Origin of the sequence: Hyphomicrobium methylovorum (assembly GCF_013626205.1) — a bacterium.
Taxonomy (GTDB): Bacteria; Pseudomonadota; Alphaproteobacteria; order Rhizobiales; family Hyphomicrobiaceae; genus Hyphomicrobium_B; species Hyphomicrobium_B methylovorum.
In genome coordinates this window covers 2,623,218-2,642,971 of sequence record NZ_QHJE01000001.1, presented here as the reverse complement: position 1 = coordinate 2,642,971, position 19,754 = coordinate 2,623,218, and the positions used below count along the sequence as shown (strand labels likewise).

The window sequence follows — 19,754 nt, the reverse complement described above, 5'->3', positions numbered from 1 at the left end:
CACGAATGGCAGGCCCTCAAGGGCAACGAACCGGCAATACCGACGCAAGTCGCCGCCTCATGGCACTCGAACGTGAGGCGGTAAGCCTTGTGGATCGCATGCCTGAGTTGCTGATGGATGCTGACCGTATCGCCACCACCGTCGCGCAAGGCATTCACGGCCGACGCCGCGCCGGACCCGGCGAAACATTCTGGCAGTTCCGGCAGTATCAATCCGGCGAGAACGCAAACCTTGTCGACTGGCGCCGCTCCGCGAGCTCCGATCACCTTTACGTTCGCGAGCGTGAGTGGGAAGCGGCGCACACGATCTATCTGTGGCCGGACGTTTCGCCGTCGATGAACTTCCAGAGCCACATCGCTCCCGTGTCGAAGCGTGACCGTGTGCTCGTGCTCGCATTCGCCACCGCAGAATTGTTGGTGCGTGGCGGAGAACGCGTCGCGCTCCTCGGCCGCTTGCCGCCAACCGCCAATCGCAATGCCGCAACGCGCATCGCTGAAACCATAGCGGCTGACGCACGTGCAGGCGTTTCGTTCGAAGGCATCCCGCCCAACGCTGCACTGAGCCGTTTCTCCGGCCTCATACTTTTCAGCGACTTCCTCACGCCGATCGAGGAACTGCGCCAGCGCCTCGAAACATTCGCCGGAAACGGCATCGCCGGTCATCTGCTCGAAGTCATCGACCCGGCAGAGGAAACGCTCCCCTATGAGGGACGCACGGAATTTCTGAGCGTCAACGGCGATCAGCGTTGGATCGGCGATCGCGTCGAAACGCTGCGGCCGAAATATCAGGCGCGCTTCGCGGCGCACCGCGCTGAAGTCATGCAGATGGCGAAGCGGTTCGGCTGGTCATATCTCACGCACCGAACCGATCGTCCCGCGTCCGAGCCGCTGCTCGCGCTGCTGATGCGGCTCGAAGGCTCAGGCGGCGGTTACCGCTGGATGGCCGGCAGCGCCGACAAGGAGGCACGATGAGCCTCGGTCCGCTTGCCTTTCTCAATCCGTGGCTACTCACTGCGCTGCTGACATTGCCGGTGATTTACTGGCTGCTGCGCGCCGTGCCGCCGCGTCCAACGCAGGTTGAATTTCCGCCGACGCGAATTCTTCTCGGCATCGAAGACAACGAGAAGACGGCAGAGAAAACGCCGTGGTGGCTCACGCTCATTCGCCTCATCGCGGCCGCGTTCGTCATCCTCGCGCTCGCCGATCCGATCCTCAACCCATCGCAGGATGCCGCCCTCGTTGGCGACGGCCCCGTCGTCGTCTTCGTTGACAACGGCTGGGCATCCGCGTCGCGCTGGTCCGAGCGCGCACACCTGATCGACCGCGTCATCTCGGAAGCCGAAAGCAAAGGCCGCCCCGTCATCATCGCGGGAACGGCGCAAGCGAGCAAACTGCCGTCATTGAAAATCCAGCCGCCATCCGAGGCACGCACAAGTGCGGCGGCGCTTCTGCCTGAGCCGTTCGCACCCGATCGCGGCGCAGCCGTCACCGCTCTAGAAACCGCTCTCAAAGCAGCAGACGCGAAAAATCCCAGTATCGTCTGGCTTCAGGACGGCATCGACCATCGCTCGAACGCGGCCGATATCGCCTCACAACTCAAAGCCCTCGCCGGCAATGGGACGTTCGCCGTATTGAATGACGACAAGAGCTTGGCCCCCATCGGCCTCTCCGCAACGATCGGCGAGAAAGGCGCGCTCGAAGCACGCGTTCTGTCTCCCGGCGGCAATGACCGCCACGGCACCGTGTATGCGTATTCAGCTCGCGGTGAACGCCTCGGGGAGGCCGCGTTCCACCTCGCAGCCGGCGCAAGATCCGTAACGGTCAAGTTCGACATGCCGCTCGAACTTCGCAATCAAGTTGCACGCCTCGAAATCGCAGGCGAACGCTCCGCAGGAACCGTCAGCCTGATCGACGCGGCCACCCAGTGGCATCGCGTCGGGCTTCTCTCCGGCGAAAGCCGCGAAGAGGCACAGCCGCTTCTCGCGCCGCTCTACTACATCGAAAAGGCACTGAAGCCGTATTCAGACCTGGCCATCGGCAACAACGCCAACCTCGCGGAAGGCCTCGACGCGGTTCTGAAACAGAACGTCTCCGTTTTGATGCTAGCCGACATCGGCACGCTGACGGGCGAGGCAGACAAGAAAGTCGACGAGTTCGTCAAGCGCGGCGGAGTGCTCGTGCGCTTTGCCGGTCCACGTCTCGAAAAGTCCGGCGACGATCTTCTTCCGGTGCATCTGCGCAGCGGCGGCCGCTCTCTCGGCGGCGCGCTCTCCTGGTCAACACCGCAGCCGCTCGCAGCGTTTGATAACAAAAGCCCATTCGAAGGTTTGGCGATCCCGAGTGACGTGACGGTCAATCGGCAGGTTCTCGCCGATCCGGCGGAGCTGACGCACGAAGTCGAAATCTGGGCGCGTCTGAAGGACGGAACGCCGCTCGTCACCGCAAAGAAATACGGAAACGGCCGCCTCGTTCTCTTCCACGTCACGGCCAACTCCGACTGGTCGAACTTACCGATGTCCGGGTTGTTCGTGGAGATGCTCCGCCGCGTCTCGACGATGGGCACCATCGGCGCATCAGGATCAACGACTGGAACGGAAACGCAAACAACCAGCGACAACAATCCTGAAATCAACGTCCTGCCACCGCTTAAAATTCTTGATGGCTTTGGCAACCTCAGAAGTCCGCCGCCAACTGCGGAACCGCTAAAGGTTGCCGATCTGACCAACGCGTCGCCGACGTTCTTGCATCCGCCCGGGTATTACGGCCAAGCGGCCAGCCCGCGTGCGTTCAACGTTCTGACACCGAAAAGTACGCTCACAGCATTTCCAACGCTTCCGGCCGAGATCGCACGCATGTCTTACGGTGACGCGGAAAGCACGCCATTAAAACCACCGTTGCTCGCCATCGCGCTCGCTCTGCTCTTCGCGGACGTGCTCGCCGTTCTCATTCTTCAAGCAGGCGGATTGCGCCATCTCTTTTCACGCTCGCGACGTCCACATACCGGAACCGCGGCGTTGATCATCGGCATAGCGGCGCTCGGCGGCCTGTCATTGGCGTTGGCCGGTGCGCACCACGCACAAGCACAATCCTTCCAGCAATTTGACCCCTACTCGTCATCCGCAGGCGAACCCGAAACGGTTCGCTCAGGCGATGCGGGCAAATACAAAACCGCCATCGACGCTACGGCAAAAGTTACGCTGGCCTATATCGTAAGCGGCAACCGCGAAACGGACGAAACAAGCCGCAACGGCCTCCAAGGCCTTGGCCGCGTCCTGCAAACGCGCACCGCCGTCGAGCCCGGGGAACCTGCCGCCGTCGACATCACCAAGGATGAAATCGCCTTCTATCCGATCATCTATTGGCCTGTCATGGAGTCCGCTGAGCCATTGGCCGACAACGTCATCGCCAAGATCGACGCGTACATGAAGGAAGGCGGCCTCATCATTTTCGATACGCGCGATTACGGACAGGGCGGCAGCAATAACTTGCCGCTCGCTGGCAAGGGCGGTTCAGCGCTACAGCGTCTGTTGAGCAAGCTCGACGTTCCACCGCTCGAACCTGTTCCGGAAAACCACGTCGTCACAAAATCGTTCTATCTGCTGCGGTCGTTTCCCGGGCGGTGGGACGGCGGCCAGCTTTGGGTCGAAGCCATCGCAAATAACGACGGCGACACGCACCGCGCCCGCGTTTCGGACGGCGTAACTTCGATCATGATTACATCCAACGATCTCGCAGCGGCCTGGGCGCTCGATGAGCGCGGCCGACCTGTCTACCCCGTCGTTCCAGGCGGAGAAATGCAGCGCGAGATGGCATTCCGCGGCGGCATCAACATTGTGATGCACGCATTAACCGGCAACTACAAAGCCGATCAAGTTCACGTTCCAGCCCTGCTCGAACGGCTGGGACAGTAGAGGTCGCACTTTGAATTGGTCGCTGACATTCGCGCCGATCGTACCGCTCCCCATCCTGATGGTGTTGGCGGCGTTCGCGCTTGCCCTCGTCATTCTGCTCATCCTCCGCCGCTCGCGCGGTGCGTTGATCCGCTCTGCCGCGCTCGCGGCTTTGCTGGCTGCCTTGCTCAATCCGATCCTGAAGGAAGAGCAGCGCGAAAGCCTCGCCAACGTCGCGATCGTCGTGCTCGACGAAAGCCCGAGCCAAAAACTCGCCGGACGCAGCGAGCAAATGGAAACGATCCGCGGCGATCTCGAAAAGAAGTTCGCCAAGATTCCCAACCTCACGATCAAGTGGGTGACGGGCGGCGTTCCTGGTGATCAAACCGCCGCCGGAACGAACCTCTTCACGGATCTCAATGCCGCGTTGAGCGACACCGCCCCCGACCGTATCGCAGGCGTATTGTTCGTAACCGACGGCCAAGTTCATGACGTGCCGAAGTCTGCGGGCGCACTCGGCTTCGACGCTCCGGTCCACGCGATCCTCACGGGCAAACCCGACGAATTCGACCGCCGCATCGAAGTGATCGAAGCACCGCGATACGGCCTCGTCGGCCAATCGCGCGCCATTGAAATCGCTGTGCGTCAAACGGGAAAAGCAACAAACGCTCAATCAGGCGCCGTATCACTGAAGGTTCGACGCGAAGGTCTTCCCGATGAAGTCGTCCGGACGGAAATCGACCGTAAGATCAAGATCGACATGCCGATCCCGCATACGGGAACGAATATTGTCGAAATCGAGCTCGATCCCACTCCCGGCGAACTGACGACAGCCAACAACCGCGCCGTCGTGGCAGCGGACGGCGTGCGTGAGAATTTGCGCGTGCTCCTCGTCTCGGGCGAACCGCATCCCGGCGAGCGCACCTGGCGCAACCTGCTGAAGTCTGATGCGTCCGTCGATCTCGTTCACTTCACGATTCTGCGCCCGCCAGAGAAGCAGGACGGCACGCCGATCAACCAGCTTTCGTTGATCGCTTTCCCGACGCGTGAGCTCTTTTCGGAAAAGATCAACGACTTCGATCTGATCATCTTCGATCGTTACGAGCATCGCGGCATTCTGCAATTGCTCTACTACGACAACATCGCGCGCTACGTGGATCAGCACGGCGGCGCATTGCTCGTTGCCGCCGGAGATGACTACGCCAGCGCCTACAGCATTTACCGCACGCCGCTCGCGTCCGTGCTACCGGCCGCGCCGACGGGCCGAGTGCTGGAGATGCCGTTCCAGGCAAAGGTGACGCCCGAAGGCCAGAAGCATCCTGTCACCGAAGGCCTTCCCGGCTGGACATCGTCGAAGGTCGCCGATGCTTCGCCGAAACCAACCTGGGGCCGCTGGTTCAGAGAGGCCGAGGTGACGCCCGAACGCGGCCGCACAGTCATGACTGGCGCGGATGACAAGCCGCTCCTTATTCTCGATCGCAAAGGCAAGGGCCGCGTCGCATTGTTGACGTCCGATCAGGCGTGGCTCTGGGCACGCGGCTACGACGGCGGCGGCCCGCATACCGATCTCCTGCGACGCCTCTCGCACTGGCTGATGAAAGAGCCCGATCTCGAAGAGGAACGGCTTATCGCCTCATCGAAGGGCATGAAGCTGACGCTCGAACGCCGCTCGATGGAGGACAAGATCGGTCCGGTGAAGGTGATGGGCCCGGGCGGCGACACCAGCGAGGTGACGCTCGATCCCGCAGGCAACAATGAGCCGGGCGTCTGGCGCTCGACCATCGACGTCAAATTCCCCGGACTCTACAAAGCCGAAACCGACAGCACCACGGGCACTCTCACCGCCGTCGCCAACGCTGGCGTCGAAGATCCCCGCGAAATGAGCGAGGTGACGGCCACTGGCGACAGGATGCGGTCCATCGCGGATGCAACGGGCGGTGGCGTGTTCTGGACCCGAACCGCATCATCGACAGAACCAACGAACGTCGACGTTCCGCGAATTTCGATGATGTCCGCAGCCAAAGTTATGGCGGGATCGGGATGGTTGGGCCTCAAGGATCGCCAAGCGTTCCTCACGCGTGGCGTTAAGCTGACACCGATGTTCACCGGCTTCGCCGCGCTTTCGGCACTTCTTGCGCTTATCGCGCTCGCATGGTGGCGCGAGGGCCGCTGACGCTAAGGAGGCAGTCTCGCATGCCACGCGACGAAATCCCGATCGGTGTAATCGGCAACGACGACGTCGGTCCTGCAATCGCTCAACGGCTTGCTGCGTGTGGATATCGCGCACTTTATGCCGCCGCTCCCGGCTCCCCGCTGGTCACACGCGCAACACGCCTCGAACCCGTTCCGACGCCAGCCGAAATCGCTTTCGAATGCGAGTACGCGCTCGTGGCGATCGAAGACACCGAAACCCTGCGCGCACTGCTGATTGGAGACGCCGACCACACAGGCCTCGGCGCCGAGATGAAACCGGGCTCCGTGATTGTAGATCTCGGCGCGCGCTCGCCGCGCGAACTGCAGGCGATGCTCGGGCTGCTCGGCACCCGCGGTGTGGCGGTGACGGATGCCGCGATCATCAGCGACGTTCCGGCGATCTCGGAAGGACGCGCAAAGGTTTTAGTCGGCGGCTTTCCCGATGCCGTCGATCAAATCGAGCCGATCCTCACGGCGCTCGGTCGCATCGAACGCACTGGGCCACTCGGCAGCGCACACGCATCCGCCGCTCTGATGAGCTACGTTGAAACCGCTCGCACCATTGCGCGCGAAGAAGCATTCGCGATCGCCACAGCGTGCGGGATCAACGGCGACGCACTGGCACGCATGCTCGCAGACGATCCCTCAACGCCCAACACTGTCGACCGCCGGACGGCGCGCCGCGCAGAGCTAGCGCGGCGAATCGGCCTGGAATTCGCTGTCAGCGCCGATATCATTGACTTTGAAGCGGAAAAACGCGCCCGCCAAAGGCACGAAAACCGTTGATGACAGCATCAAGTTGCCTGCGCACAATCGAGCCAGCGGCGCGACTCGCATAGAGATCCAAGGACCTCCGTCAGCTTCGAGGGTCCGAGATGTCGCCGTTATTCCGCATTGTCTACGCCACACACGCCAACGGCACCCATCATAAGCTTGCGCTCGACGCGCTGAGCGCGATGAACGGACCTGCGCGAGATGCGTGGACGCGCGTATTCCTGAAGCACGTCGAACGCTACCTCGAAGGATCGAAAGCGCCGGACGTCACGTTCAAGGATTTCAAGAACCACGTTCTGCACGTCTCCGACAAATATTGGGGCGGCGCGCCGGAGAAAGCGGAGGCCTGGTATCGCCAGACCGTCGCTGAGCTGAAATCCGGCAACTGGACGGAGGCGGTCTATTCCGCGGGCGTCCTCAGCCATTACTTCACTGATCCGATCATGCCGTTTCACACGGCTCAAACGGAAGCCGAGAATGCCATTCATCGTGCCACCGAGTGGAGCATCAATCGCTCCTACAATGTGCTGCGCGCACTCGGCGAGACGCGCTTTCCTGACTTGGATGCGCCGCGTCCGTCCGGCCCGAAATGGCTTTCCGAATACGTTTGCGACGGCGCCGAATTTTCGCACCGCTACTATGAAAAGCTGATCGCGCACTACGACATCCACAAGGGCGCAACGCACCCTGAAGACGGTTTGGACGACATCGCCAAAGGCATCGTCGCCGAACTGCTCATCTATGCAGCTAAAAGCTTCGGACACGTTCTCGATGCTGCTATCGCCGAAGCAGGCGTTGCCGCACCGGATGTGCCGTTGACGGCTGAGACGTTCCTGGCGATCACGCGCATTCCGCAAAAATTCATCGAGAAACGCCTTTCGAATGCGGAAGATCGCAAGCTCGTCGCTTCGATCTATGACGAGTTGCGTAAAACAGGACGCGTCGACAAATCGCTTCCGGAAGACGACCGCGCGATCCGCGATCTGCATGCGAAAGAAGTTCTGGAACCTCAGCGCGCTCAGCAACGTCAAGAACGCGCCAAGCGCATCGCGAGCAGCGGAACAGTACCCGCACGCCAGACACCTCCGGCCGTCGCGCCCGTAGCAGCGACGAACGATGCGACGTCAGCGGGAGACATGGCGCTTCAGCTTGCAGTCGCAAAGTCGATGCGCGCGCCGTCCGAAGCGACAGCGCGTCCGCCCGCAATTCCGCCTGTAGCTGTCGCCGCCGCTACCCCTGCGCCCGCATCCGCACCCGCCCCCGCCCCTGCCCCCGCACGCGAGGTGCCCGCAAAGGCGCCCACACGCGAAACACCCGCGCCTGTTAAAGAAGTCGCGCGCCTCGAAGCCAAACCGGCACCAGAGCCGGTCCGTGACCAAAAACGATATCTCATCGCCAGCGACGACCTCGAAGCGGCCCCGTCCATTGGTCCAAAGACCGCCGAACGCTTTGCAGAATTCGGCATCTACACCGTTGAGGATTTCCTCGGCACCGACGCCACAGACCTCGCCGACGAAATGGACAATCCAAACTTCGACGCCGAAACGCTTTACGATTGGCAGGATCAGGCACGCCTCGTGATCGATATCCCAGGCTTGAGGGGCACGCACGCGCAGCTTCTCGTGGGTGCTGGATATCGGACAGCGCACGCCGTCGCCGACGCCGACCCCGTCGTATTGTCGGCTGACGTGCTGAAATTCGCGTCGACGTCCGACGGCAAACGCGTGCTCCGCGAAGGCCGCCCGCCCGACATCGAGAAAATCAAAGGCTGGGTCGATTTCGCGCGGCTCGCCGTCGCCGCCTAACCCACCCGACCAATGCGTGCTTGCCATCGCATGCCATTGGCGCAAGAATACTGCTGTTTCCGAGGGGCGCCGGTTTTCCGGCTGAGATTGCGCGATTGAGCGCAAGCACCCTTAGAACCTGATCCGGGTCATGCCGGCGAAGGGACAGGACATGCTTCAGACAACGCACATCTTCGCGGCCCTCAGCCTCGAACCGCACTCCTTTCCGATCGCCGCCACCCGCATCGCATTCGAAACCTTGCGATTAGGCCATGCGCCGGAAAGGAGTTCCGATGAACCTCCACAACAAAGGCATCCAGGTAGCGGGCGTCACGACAGGCCCCCTCCCCGCGTCGGCAAAGTGCTATGTCACTCCAGCAGCCGCACCTGATCTGAAAGTACCGCTGCGCGAGATCGCACTTTCGGAAACATCCGGCGAAGGCCCATTCCGCGTCTACGATTCATCGGGCCCATATACCGACGCGTCTGCAACGATCGATGTTGATCGCGGCTTGCCGCGTCCGCGCGATGCTTGGGTCAGGGAACGCGGCGGCGTTGAACCTTACGAAGGCCGAACGATCCGGCCGGAAGACAACGGCAACGTTTCAAGCACGCACGCCGCACGGGTTTTCCCCGTCACGCATCAGCCATTGCGCGCAACAGTCTCCCCTCTGTCCGCCGAGCAATCGGGAAGCGCGTCCCCGCTCACGCAATTCGAATACGCACGTGCTGGCATCATCACGAAGGAAATGATCTTCGTCGCAGAGCGCGAGAACCTTGGCCGCCAGATGGCGCTGGAGCGCGCGAAGCATGCGCTCACCGATGGCGAGAGCTTCGGCGCCGAAATTCCGGAGCACATCACGCCCGAATTCGTGCGTTCGGAAATCGCACGCGGCCGCGCCATCATTCCAGCGAACATCAATCACGGCGAACTCGAGCCGATGATCATCGGGCGCAACTTCCTCGTGAAGATCAACGCCAACATCGGCAACTCTGCTGTCAGTTCCTCTGTCGAAGAAGAAATCGAAAAAATGGTCTGGGCGATCCGCTGGGGCGCCGATACCGTTATGGATCTTTCAACCGGCCGCAACATTCACACCACGCGCGAATGGATCATTCGTAACAGTCCTGTTCCGATCGGCACCGTGCCGATCTATCAGGCGCTCGAAAAATGCGGCGGCGATCCGATCGCGCTCACCTGGGAACTCTATCGCGACACGCTGATCGAGCAATGCGAACAGGGCGTCGACTACTTCACTATCCACGCGGGCGTGCGGTTGCCGTTCGTGCCGCTCACAGCCAACCGCGTTACCGGAATTGTCTCACGCGGCGGCTCGATCATGGCGAAGTGGTGCCTCGCGCATCATAGAGAGAGCTTTCTCTACGAACACTTCGAAGATATTTGCGACATCATGCGCGCCTACGACGTTTCCTTTTCGCTCGGAGACGGATTGCGGCCCGGTTCGATCGCAGACGCCAACGACCGCGCACAATTCGCCGAACTCGAAACACTTGGCGAATTGACCGAAATTGCCTGGCGAAAAGGCTGCCAGGTGATGATCGAAGGCCCCGGCCACGTGCCGATGCACAAGATCAAGGTCAACATGGAAAAGCAGCTCGCGGCCTGTGGAGAAGCCCCGTTCTATACGCTCGGACCGCTGACGACCGACATTGCGCCGGGGTACGACCACATCACGTCCGGCATCGGCGCGGCGATGATCGGTTGGTTCGGCTGCTCGATGCTTTGCTACGTCACACCGAAGGAACACCTCGGCCTGCCGAACCGAGACGACGTTAAAACCGGCGTCATCACTTACAAAATTGCGGCGCACGCAGCCGATCTGGCGAAGGGCCATCCAGCAGCCCAGCTGCGCGACGATGCACTGTCACGCGCTCGCTTCGATTTCCGCTGGCAGGATCAGTTCAACCTCTCCCTTGATCCCGACACGGCCGTCGCCTTCCATGACGAAACGCTGCCGAAGGACGCGCACAAGGTCGCCCACTTCTGCTCGATGTGCGGGCCGAAGTTCTGCTCGATGAAAATCACGCAGGACGTTCGCGACTACGCCGCTCGACTGGACGAGGCAGGCGTCGAGATCGCAGAGGAAACGACCGTCGTCGATCCGGACGCGGACGCCGCCCGGCAGGCGGGCATGAAGGAAATGAGCACCCGGTTCAAGGAATTGGGCGGTGACATTTATATCGACCCGCGAAAATCCTGATGAAATGAGCCCAGCGGCACGGGGCAGACCGCCTCGTGCCGCTTGCGCATTCCGCGGGCCACGCTAGCTTCCCTGCGAAAAATCGGGGGACCTATGAAATTCAAGACGTACCAGCTTGGCGAGTTGCTCGGCATATTCCTGCTGCTGGCCTCAGCCGCCACACAGATGTTCTATCTCGAACCATTGAAGCGCGACATCGAATGGCGGTTGGCGGCCTTCAGCACGCAGCAGTCTGCGCAGGTTCAAATGAAGGCGCTTTTCGACAATCACATCGAAATGCTGCAATTCCTGAAAGCGCCGGAAGGCATGGTGACGGCCGCCGAAGCGAAACGCGAGCAAAACCTCGATCGCTTCAAGGTTGCCGACGCAAACATTTCCGATTTCATGATCGATAAGGAAAGCGTCGAACGATACATCGAAATCATCGTGATCGCTTTGTTCGCACTCGGAACGCTTCTCGCGGGCCTCGGCCGCGCGATCGAGATGCACGCACGCAACCGCGACTAATCTCACGGCCGCACAGCATCGCGAACAATTCGGACCGTCCCGCATGTTCATGTATCGCACCTTCTTCGCCATCGACATCGCCGCGCTTTTCCTCGCGCTGTTCTACTTTTTCACGGGGATAGGTGACGGATCGATCACCGCCTTTAACATCGCTTTGTGGCTCGGCGTCCTTGCAGCAATTATTGCAATCCTCGCGATGGGATACCGCCTGAAGAGCACCGGGCATCGCGGAACGGCAACAACTGTTCTGGCGATCCTCGCCGTTCCCGCAATCCTTGCCGCCGCGTTCGTTCTATCGCTACTCATCGCGCAACCGAACTGGCACTGAGAGCCGTCGGAAATGTGCAAAGCACACATCTTCTCGCGGCCCTTTCCAAACGCGGCAAACAATGTCACCTTCGCTTTCAACAGCAACAACTGAGAGGAGGTGATCCGATGTCGAGTGGGATCGTGAGGCGGTCGATGTCGTGGTCGATCAGGCTTCTAACCGGACATCTCCCGGGGCACGCCTGAGACAGCACCAGGACAGTCGCGTTCCGCTTTCATGACGAATTGATCTCACGGAGGGCCGCTTGCAAAAGCGGCCCTTTCGTTTGCGGACAAGCACGCGGCGCAGCTTTGAAGATGTGTTATCTCTCGCTGGAGCCCAACTCTAGTTGTAACCGAAACACCACATCGAAATTGAAACGACGTGAGTGATTCGTTTTTCTGTGGAAGAACCAAAGGTCCTGCCATACCTTTTGCTCGCGTGGGATGGCCGGTTGGGGGATCGACCAAAATTAAAACCCACAAAGCCGTAGCGTTTTGCACTGATCCAGATCGGTGCAGGGCGAACGCCCGGGATTACCAGGTGCAGCTTAGCGCACATGGTGGGGGAAGTTTGGTTCGCGGCGGGTCCGGGGGACTCAGGGGCGTCCAAAAAGAAATGGGTGGCATCCGTTGCCACCCATTTCTTTTTTGTCCGATTGATCCGCAGCCAGACGAATATCGCCGCGGCCTTCACATTCCGAAAAACTCGAGCGCTAGTCTCCGAACCAGAGCCGCCACGTATCTTTAACGCGCTCAGAGATGGATCTGTGCGGAGCGGCAGCAGCAGGTTCCGCATTGTGGGCCGGAAGGTCCGGCGAAACACTTTGCTCATCTCCCTCACCAACCGTCCGCACGACGGACGCCGTATTGATCTGCGCCGGTTCCTGTGCGGCAGAAGCAGCCGGTTCCGAAGCCTGAGAAACCGCAGGAGCCACAGGCTGTACGGCGGCAGACGCGACCGGATCGGCCGGCGTCTCACTCGCTGACTTTTTAGCGGGAGAAGCAGCAGGTGCTGCAGGAGCGGGAGCTGCTGCCGGCGGCTCGGCCGACAGTCCTTCGGGCTCCGACGTCGCGTCGTCACCGCTTGCGGGCCCGGTGATGGCCGGAGGCGGCGCTCCAATCGTCCTTACAATCGAATTGAGCGGCTTCTCGGCGCCACCTTGCGGAAGCCCCTTTGCATCTTTGGAGATCGCTTCGTCATATTCCGCAAGCGTCGTGCCCGGCGCTTTCCCCTTCATATGGACGACCTTGTACCCCTTCGCCTTCAACTCAGCGAGCAGCAGGGGCACGGCCTTCGCCGTCGTCTTATGAATATCGTGCATGAGCAGGATGCCCTTGCCGCGCTTCTCAAGCCGATCCATCAATCGCTTGACCAGATGTTCAGGCGTCTGCCGCTTGAAATCGAAACTGTCGATATCGCAGGAAAACATCGAAATGTTTCGCTTGCCGAGATAAGCGACGGCTTCAGGCGTATCCACCAATGTCGGGAAACGGAAAAACGGCGCGATCGGACTGCCGACCGCTCGCTGAACTGCGCTGATGCCGCGCTCGATTTCATCTTTCGCAAGATCGAACGACTTGAGCTTCGCGATCGCCTTATGGCTCCACGTATGCGAGCCGACCGTGTGTCCCGCCTTCGCAACGTCGCGAATAATCTCCGGATAGCCCAGCGCCATCTTGCCGACTGAGAAGAACGTCGCCTTCACGCATTCGTCGTCGAGCGATTTCAGAATGGACTCGGTCGTGAACTTTTGCGGTCCGTCGTCGAACGTCAGGATCACTTCCTTCGGTTCGAGAAAATCATAAGCCTTGTAATGATCGGTTCCGAAGCCGGGGCCTCCGGTCGTGTCGATCTCGACGGTGCGCGACACGCCGAGCGTTCCTTCGCGCGGACACGCGCCTTCGGCAAACGCTGGCGCCGACGAAACTATGATCGCCGCGGCCAGCGAGATGGCCCATCCGAACCGTGTCATTCCCTGTCTCCCCTACGGGTCCAAACCGATCGCGTGACGTCGCCCACCGAAGGTACAACGTTAACGGCGTTCGTTATATGGCCGGAGCCTTCCTCCGGGCCTTGGACCCCATTTTTCCGGATCGAGTGTCGCATGAGTCGTGTTTCACCGCAGCCGCCGTTGCGAACTCAAGATTCAATAAGTATTTTCAAGATCGTATCGAGGTCAGTAGAGAGAAAATATTATGACGGCTTTTTTCCGCCCGGCGCGAACCCTCGCCGCCATCGTTTCCACATCGGCGCTTCTGAGCTTTGCGCTTCCGGCGTCTGCGCTGGACGCTCCGAAGCCATCGCTACGCGCGTCCTCCAGCGTCGTCACCGTAAAAGACGTTCCGGCAAAGAAGCGCACGCATTATCGTAAGCGTCATTACCACCGCGATACCGTGTACGCGCCGTTCACGCGCGTTGAGCGCGGCCGCCGCCATACGACGGTCGATGCACCGTTCGCTCACGTTCATAACGGCCCACGCGGCAAGCGCGTCGTTGCTCCGTTCGTCGATCTCTGGATCCCGCGCTGATCCATAATGAGACTGCGTTTGCGCGCCAGCGGTGGATGAAAATCGCCTCTGGCGCGAAAGCGGGTGCTTCGACATAATCTCCCCAAAGTGCGGTGCTTTAGGAAGCCTGCGGGAACCGGCGTAAATTAGTTCCAATTTGGGGGAAGAGAGTATGTTCAATCGCGTAGCGACGGCCGAACCGCGTATGGAACCCGTCAAATCAACAGCACCGCAGCCCTTACCTCTCAAGCAATCGACACCGCCGCTTTTCGGATCGACCCTGCCCCACCACGGTCACAGCAGCCCAGCAATTGACGCCCCAACGTCCGTCCTCGGACAGGACATCACCATCGCTGGACAGCAGCTCGTCATCAAAACCAAAGGTTCGCTGCTGATCGCCGGACACATCCAGGGCGACGTTCATGGCGAAACCGTCACCGTCGGCGAGACGGGTAGCGTCGCCGGAACCATCACCGCGCGCACGATTACGGTTCAGGGCGAAGTGAACGGCGCGCTCAAGGGCTCATCCGTCAACCTCAACGCAACGTCCAAGGTTGAGGGCGATATCGTCAAGCAGACGCTGTCGATCGACGAGGGCGCGCAGTTTGACGGCAGCGTTCGCCGCGCGCGTGACGTCGGCGAAGTCACGCCCGATCTCGGCTGAGAATTCAAATCGAGATAACCGGCATGCACACGCGTGCCGGTGCCAATATTTGGATCAGAAGCGTCCGCGGCCGTAAGGGTTCACCTCGGCGCACGTTTCCTTGATGCGAATGTCCTGGCCAACCAACCGGCAAACGTGCCGTTTGAAGTTCGGATTGTTGCGGATCTTTGCTGCGGGCGCATTTATGCCGTAGCCCGCCGCAACGCGCGCGACGAGCGCATCCTGGCAATAGGGCGTCGCGATCCGCGATCCCTGCACCTTTTGAAACCCGTCGAGGCAATCGATTTTTGCCTCAGCCGGGGATGCCGCCAAAAATCCGGCCAAGGCGCATACCGCCACGGGAACCGTTCTCACCAAACGCTCAACTGTCATGGGTCTCTTCCTCCAGTCGTGTCGGGCATGTGTCATCCTGCATGATTACACTTCCGTATTGTATCAATGCCGGTCTTGCTCATTCCGGTCCCCGATAGATAAGGGTTGGACCGAGCGAACGTTATAGCACGCGCCAGAGTTGAAAGAGTTCTTACCGGCCCGCACGACTTCCCCGGAGAAAGCTAATGATAACCGTATACGATGCCGTCGGTGACCGGCTGGCGCAGCGCACCGAGATCGGCAACCTCGCCACGGCGGCCTGGATCGACGTGCTTAACCCTGCGGACGACGAGGACAAGATGATCGAGCAGGCGCTCGGTATCGAAGTGCCGACCCGCTCGGAAATGCGCGAGATCGAGGCATCGAACCGCTTCTATACGGAGAACGGCGCCTACTACATGACGGGCATCATCGTTCACGCGAGCTCGCTGGACGTTCCGATGACGTCTGTCGTTACCTTTATTCTCTCTGGTAATCGTCTCGTGACGGTACGCTACGCCGAACCGCGCGCATTCCCGCTATATGTGACCCGCGCGACCAAGGGCGATCCGGCCTGCCGCTCCAGCGTCGGCATCATGATCGGGCTGGTTGAGATGCTGATTGAGCGCGAAGCGGACCTGATTGAGCGCGTTCAGGACGAGGTCGAGCGCATGGCGCCGCTCGTATTCGGCCAGAAGGGCGCGGGCCAACCCTCCCGCAACCGGCGGCTGGATCTGCTGCTGAAGACCGTCGGCAAGGAAGGCGATATAACCGCTCGGGCGCAGGAAAGCGCGATGTCGCTGAACCGGCTGCTTCTCTATTTCGCCAACGCCGCACGCGAACGCAAAGACGACAAACGCCTGATCGCCCGCATCGAGTCAGCCAACAACGACATCACGTCCTTGATGGAAAGCCTCCGCTTCCTGGCCGCACGAACCAGCTTCCTGCTCGACGCCACGCTCGGCATGATCTCGACCGAGCAAAACCAGATCATCAAACTGTTCTCGGTGATGGCCGTGATGCTGATGCCGCCGACGCTTGTCGCGTCGATCTACGGCATGAACTTCGCGCACATGCCTGAGCTGCACGAAACGTGGGGCTACCCGGCAGCACTCGGGTTGATGTTCGTCTCCGGCCTCGTGCCCTTCCTATACTTCCGCAAGAAAGGCTGGCTCTAAAAACATCCGGCGCGAAGCGTGAACGCTTGCGCCGCTCCGAGCAAAATTCTACCGCACCGCTGTAGGCGGCTGAATTTTAAAACTACAAACGGCCCCGCCCGAAAACACTCATTTCGAGTGGAGTTCCGGGCCCAAATCTGCGACCTGGCGTCGCTCCGGACAAAAACGCATAGGTTAAAATTGATGATTTTCAATCGGCTACCGATAATGGTTAAATTGTGGTAACAGCAGTGGGTTGACCATCTCTTCTCCCGATGGTCCGTGGGCGCGCCAGGACGGGGGTGTCCCCAGTCAGCACGGGTAGCAGTAAAGAACTGGGTTCTGGGGTTCTGTTACGGGTCTTCTTTTAGGGGTGAAATCACCACCAGCGGTTTTCCCAATATTGACGGTTAGCGCCGCCAGCTTGGCGGTTCGTCGCAAGCCCCCCGGGATGCGAATTCGGGGAAAACCGACTCATCGACCCGATGACACTGCTGCTCCTATAAAGGGAGTGCACTATGCGTTCGATTTTCGCCGTAGCCGCGTTCGGTCTTGCGGGATTAGTAGTCGGTACGATTCCGGCAAGCGCCGCTAAATGCAGCGGTTCTGCTCAAGTTTGCGGAAAAACCAGCGTACAGAAGTCTCATCGGTCCAAGGTTGCACATCGGACCTCGCATGCAAAACATGCTCACAATTCCTCGCGTCGCTACGCACATCGCTCCGTGAAGCGTTCGCGCTATGCGAACCGCGGAGCAAAGCGCCACTACGCTGCTGCAGGTGGCAAGTACAGCGGCATGGCATCTTACTACTGGCAGGGCCAGCAGACCGCTTCGGGCGCACGCTTTAACCCGAACGGCCTGACCGCTGCCCATCGCTCGCTGCCCTTCGGCACGCGCGTTCGCGTCACCAACCGCCACAACGGCCGCTCGGTCATCGTCGTAATCAACGACCGTGGTCCGTTCATCGCCGGTCGCATCATCGATCTGTCGCGCGGCGCTGCTCAGGTTATCGCCATGACCGGCGCGGGCGTTGCCCCGGTCTCCATCGAAGTCCTCGGCCGCAGCTAAGAGCTCCGGTCAGGCTATCCACATCGGGAGGCGTTGGGGAAAACCTGGCGCCTCCCGACGTTTTTCTGCCGCGCGAATCGGCTTATCTCTGGAGATTCGGGGTCTTCCGGGGGGATGTGCGTGCACCGAGGGATGCGTGTTGGCGTTTTTTTGAGCGCGATTTTATTTGCCGGATCAGCGGGAAACTCGGCATCAGCTCAGTCTTTAACTGAGGGCTTGGCGAAACCAGCCGGCCGCGCGCTCGAAATGGGCCCATGGACGACAACCATCAAAACGGTCAAGGCGAAGGCCACGCCCACACTTGGCTGGGGGCCGAAGGTGACTGTGGCGCTCGGCATTCCGTCGAAGCCCGGCGCATCGCACTCTGAAATCCAGCTAAGCACCAAAGGCAATCTGAACCAGCCGTACGGGCTGCATGGCCCCGGCCTGCCGCCACCTGCTCAAAAGCCTCCGCACAATTTGCTGGGCATCGCTTCGTACTACTGGCAGGGCCAGAAAACGGCGACCGGCGAAACATTCGACCCCAGCGGAATGACGGCCGCGCACAAAACGCTGCCCTTCGGCACCCGTGTCCGCGTCACCCGCGTTGATACCGGCGAAAGCGTCGTAGTCCGTATCAACGACCGCGGTCCCTTCAAGCCAGGGCGTGTCATCGACCTATCGAAAGGCGCAGCCAAAAACCTCGGCATGCTCGACGCTGGCTTGACCGACGTCCGGCTCGAAGTTCTCGCCAAACACTAATTGGCAACCGCGCGCAGGCGGGCCCATTTACCCCACTCCGAGAGATCCTGACACCGGCCGAACATCGGCGCTCTTTGGCGTTGTCAGCCACGGATAAAAACCAGTATTTTCCCGCAACGGACAACCACGAACCAAGGTTCGTATCGTGTGGGGCCGATGAAAAAAATCCCGATAACGCCGCCCGCAACGACCCGCCCGGAAGCGCTCCACCGCATCAAGACGGCAATGGTCGAGAAGAAGCTCACCCAGGCTGAACTCGCGGACGCTGCCGACTGCCACGAGAAAACGATCCAGAACATGCTGGGCGGCCGCTCGGTCCGGGATCAAACGCTCTTCGATGTCTGCATGGTTCTAGGGCTCGACTTTAACGGCCTCAGAGATGCGTGGCACGGCGAGTCCGTCGCCGTCGACAACGGCCAGATGAGTGTCAAAGCGGATGGCGGCGGCGTCTCTCCGATTTACATGGGGGCCTACTCACGCGCCGCGGTCGATCATTACGTCGGCAGCTACCTGACGCTTCGGCGATCTTTCTCGCAGCCTGACACGCTCGTCGCCTACCGCACCGACATCAGTTGGGACCCGGAGTGGCCGAGCCTCCTGTTTCAGGAATGCGACCGCGTAGACGCACCCTACGCGCATCGCGGTCGGCTCTATATCCCCGCGTCATCCAGCTTCATCCATCTCGTATCACTGACGAAGGGCGCTATGCGCATGATCCTGGTGTCGCAAATCGATCGCGCCGGAGAGATGCGCGGCATCATCACCACGCTCAATAAGCAGCGCGCCACGTTCATTCCTGTCGCGACGCCAATCCTCTACGCGCGCCGCGAAACCTTCGATGGCGAAACATTCGGCGACATCACTCCGAAGAGCCGGGCATACGCCGCCTACAAGCGCTTGATCGAAAACACAGTCTCTGAGGGCTACGCGCGGCTGGTTAGCTGAAGGATCGCGCTTAAGCCTTCCCTGCGAGGAAATAGTTGTCGAGGAGATACTTCAAACTCCGCGACCAAGACTCATCGGTGTTGCCACGAATATCGACGCTCTTAACGTAATCGGTTTTTCCGCTCGCAACGTCGACGACATAGAGGTTGAGATTCAGGATGAGGTTCGAGACCTTCTGAACCGTAATCCAAGCGACGCGATCAGCATGTAGCGTCTTCCCATATGCTGCTTCACATCCGCTGCACTGGCCAAGCTGTTGTCCGGCTTGAACCTGCTTTCGCAAGTCAGCCGTAATCGGAACAACAGAATAGCTTCCACTCTTGGAAACCTTGGAAAGAAACTGTTCTTCGAGCGCCGCTAGGCGGTTACGCTCTGCATCCGTCGTCGGCTCGAGCGCGGCGTTGTCGTTTTGTAATTGCGCGCCAAGGAAGAGCAGTCGCGGTGGATGTGAAGCGCTCGCAGCGATCTCAACACTTGCAAGCAAAAACGCGACGCTCATAAGCGTGAAGATAACTATGCGCGAATAGCAATCCCGGACGGCCATAATGTTTCCTCCAGAAACGATCTGGAAGAGAAACGACCCAACGCGCCAGCGGTTGCCAATTCACTTTAACGAACGAAACGGCGATCCACATTCTGGGCC

General features: G+C 60.3%; 17 protein-coding genes and 1 riboswitch. Of the genes, 14 read left to right on the top strand and 3 right to left on the bottom strand.

Features of this window, described 5'->3' with window-relative positions; translation table 11 throughout:
• Nucleotides 1–5: 5 nt before the first annotated feature.
• The 8 genes from DLM45_RS12715 (at nucleotide 6) to DLM45_RS12680 (ending at nucleotide 11,697) form a co-directional block, all read left to right on the top strand.
• On the top strand, nucleotides 6–971 hold the full coding sequence (locus DLM45_RS12715; RefSeq protein ID WP_181337460.1) for a DUF58 domain-containing protein: 966 nt from the start codon (nucleotides 6–8) through the stop codon (nucleotides 969–971).
• Nucleotides 968–3,910: a DUF4159 domain-containing protein gene (locus DLM45_RS12710; RefSeq protein WP_181337459.1), complete on the top strand. Its 2,943-nt coding sequence runs from the start codon at nucleotides 968–970 to the stop codon at nucleotides 3,908–3,910. The genes DLM45_RS12715 and DLM45_RS12710 overlap by 4 nt, the downstream gene beginning before the upstream one ends.
• A gap of 10 nt (nucleotides 3,911–3,920) precedes the next feature.
• A complete protein-coding gene (locus DLM45_RS12705) occupies nucleotides 3,921–6,062 on the top strand; it encodes a hypothetical protein (RefSeq protein ID WP_181337458.1) in 2,142 nt (713 codons plus the stop codon).
• Between the two features lie 20 nt (nucleotides 6,063–6,082).
• Nucleotides 6,083–6,868, top strand: coding sequence for an NAD(P)-binding domain-containing protein (locus DLM45_RS12700; RefSeq protein WP_181337457.1), 786 nt, complete (start codon nucleotides 6,083–6,085; stop codon nucleotides 6,866–6,868).
• Between the two features lie 89 nt (nucleotides 6,869–6,957).
• Nucleotides 6,958–8,661, top strand: coding sequence for a DUF4332 domain-containing protein (locus DLM45_RS12695; RefSeq protein ID WP_181337456.1), 1,704 nt, complete (start codon nucleotides 6,958–6,960; stop codon nucleotides 8,659–8,661).
• Nucleotides 8,662–8,713: 52 nt separating this feature from the next.
• Nucleotides 8,714–8,823: riboswitch (TPP riboswitch) on the top strand.
• Nucleotides 8,824–8,933: 110 nt separating this feature from the next.
• Nucleotides 8,934–10,862: a phosphomethylpyrimidine synthase ThiC gene (gene thiC, locus DLM45_RS12690; RefSeq protein WP_181337455.1), complete on the top strand. Its 1,929-nt coding sequence runs from the start codon at nucleotides 8,934–8,936 to the stop codon at nucleotides 10,860–10,862.
• Between the two features lie 93 nt (nucleotides 10,863–10,955).
• Nucleotides 10,956–11,369, top strand: a complete 414-nt coding sequence (locus DLM45_RS12685; RefSeq protein ID WP_181337454.1) for a hypothetical protein — start codon at nucleotides 10,956–10,958, stop codon at nucleotides 11,367–11,369.
• A gap of 43 nt (nucleotides 11,370–11,412) precedes the next feature.
• Complete coding sequence (locus tag DLM45_RS12680; RefSeq protein ID WP_181337453.1) at nucleotides 11,413–11,697, top strand: osmoprotectant transporter permease; 285 nt, start codon at nucleotides 11,413–11,415, stop codon at nucleotides 11,695–11,697.
• A gap of 694 nt (nucleotides 11,698–12,391) precedes the next feature.
• On the opposite strand, the gene DLM45_RS12675 is transcribed toward DLM45_RS12680, so the two are convergent.
• Nucleotides 12,392–13,651: a polysaccharide deacetylase family protein gene (locus tag DLM45_RS12675; protein ID WP_181337452.1), complete on the bottom strand. Its 1,260-nt coding sequence runs from the start codon at nucleotides 13,649–13,651 to the stop codon at nucleotides 12,392–12,394.
• Between the two features lie 223 nt (nucleotides 13,652–13,874).
• Here DLM45_RS12675 and DLM45_RS12670 point away from each other — a divergent pair, with 223 nt between their 5' ends.
• Nucleotides 13,875–14,207, top strand: coding sequence for a hypothetical protein (locus DLM45_RS12670; protein WP_181337451.1), 333 nt, complete (start codon nucleotides 13,875–13,877; stop codon nucleotides 14,205–14,207).
• Nucleotides 14,208–14,358: 151 nt separating this feature from the next.
• On the top strand, nucleotides 14,359–14,850 hold the full coding sequence (locus tag DLM45_RS12665) for a bactofilin family protein (RefSeq protein WP_181337450.1): 492 nt from the start codon (nucleotides 14,359–14,361) through the stop codon (nucleotides 14,848–14,850).
• Nucleotides 14,851–14,904: 54 nt separating this feature from the next.
• On the opposite strand, the gene DLM45_RS12660 is transcribed toward DLM45_RS12665, so the two are convergent.
• Nucleotides 14,905–15,222 carry a hypothetical protein gene (locus DLM45_RS12660; protein ID WP_181337449.1) on the bottom strand — a complete coding sequence of 106 codons (318 nt, stop codon included), beginning with the start codon at nucleotides 15,220–15,222 and terminating at the stop codon, nucleotides 14,905–14,907.
• 185 nt (nucleotides 15,223–15,407) lie between these two features.
• Between DLM45_RS12660 and DLM45_RS12655 the strand changes: the two genes are divergently transcribed.
• From DLM45_RS12655 to DLM45_RS12640, 4 genes are all read left to right on the top strand, one after another.
• Complete coding sequence (locus DLM45_RS12655) at nucleotides 15,408–16,379, top strand: magnesium transporter CorA family protein (RefSeq protein WP_181337448.1); 972 nt, start codon at nucleotides 15,408–15,410, stop codon at nucleotides 16,377–16,379.
• 497 nt (nucleotides 16,380–16,876) lie between these two features.
• Complete coding sequence (locus DLM45_RS12650; protein WP_181337447.1) at nucleotides 16,877–17,425, top strand: septal ring lytic transglycosylase RlpA family protein; 549 nt, start codon at nucleotides 16,877–16,879, stop codon at nucleotides 17,423–17,425.
• A gap of 216 nt (nucleotides 17,426–17,641) precedes the next feature.
• Nucleotides 17,642–18,166: a septal ring lytic transglycosylase RlpA family protein gene (locus tag DLM45_RS12645; protein ID WP_246317371.1), complete on the top strand. Its 525-nt coding sequence runs from the start codon at nucleotides 17,642–17,644 to the stop codon at nucleotides 18,164–18,166.
• A 156-nt stretch (nucleotides 18,167–18,322) separates the two neighbouring features.
• On the top strand, nucleotides 18,323–19,111 hold the full coding sequence (locus tag DLM45_RS12640) for a helix-turn-helix domain-containing protein (protein ID WP_181337445.1): 789 nt from the start codon (nucleotides 18,323–18,325) through the stop codon (nucleotides 19,109–19,111).
• 10 nt (nucleotides 19,112–19,121) lie between these two features.
• Here DLM45_RS12640 and DLM45_RS12635 read toward each other — a convergent pair whose 3' ends face one another.
• The gene (locus tag DLM45_RS12635; RefSeq protein ID WP_246317370.1) at nucleotides 19,122–19,655 is read right to left on the bottom strand and encodes a DUF3280 domain-containing protein; all 534 of its coding nucleotides are present in this window, start codon (nucleotides 19,653–19,655) and stop codon (nucleotides 19,122–19,124) included.
• Nucleotides 19,656–19,754: the final 99 nt, after the last annotated feature.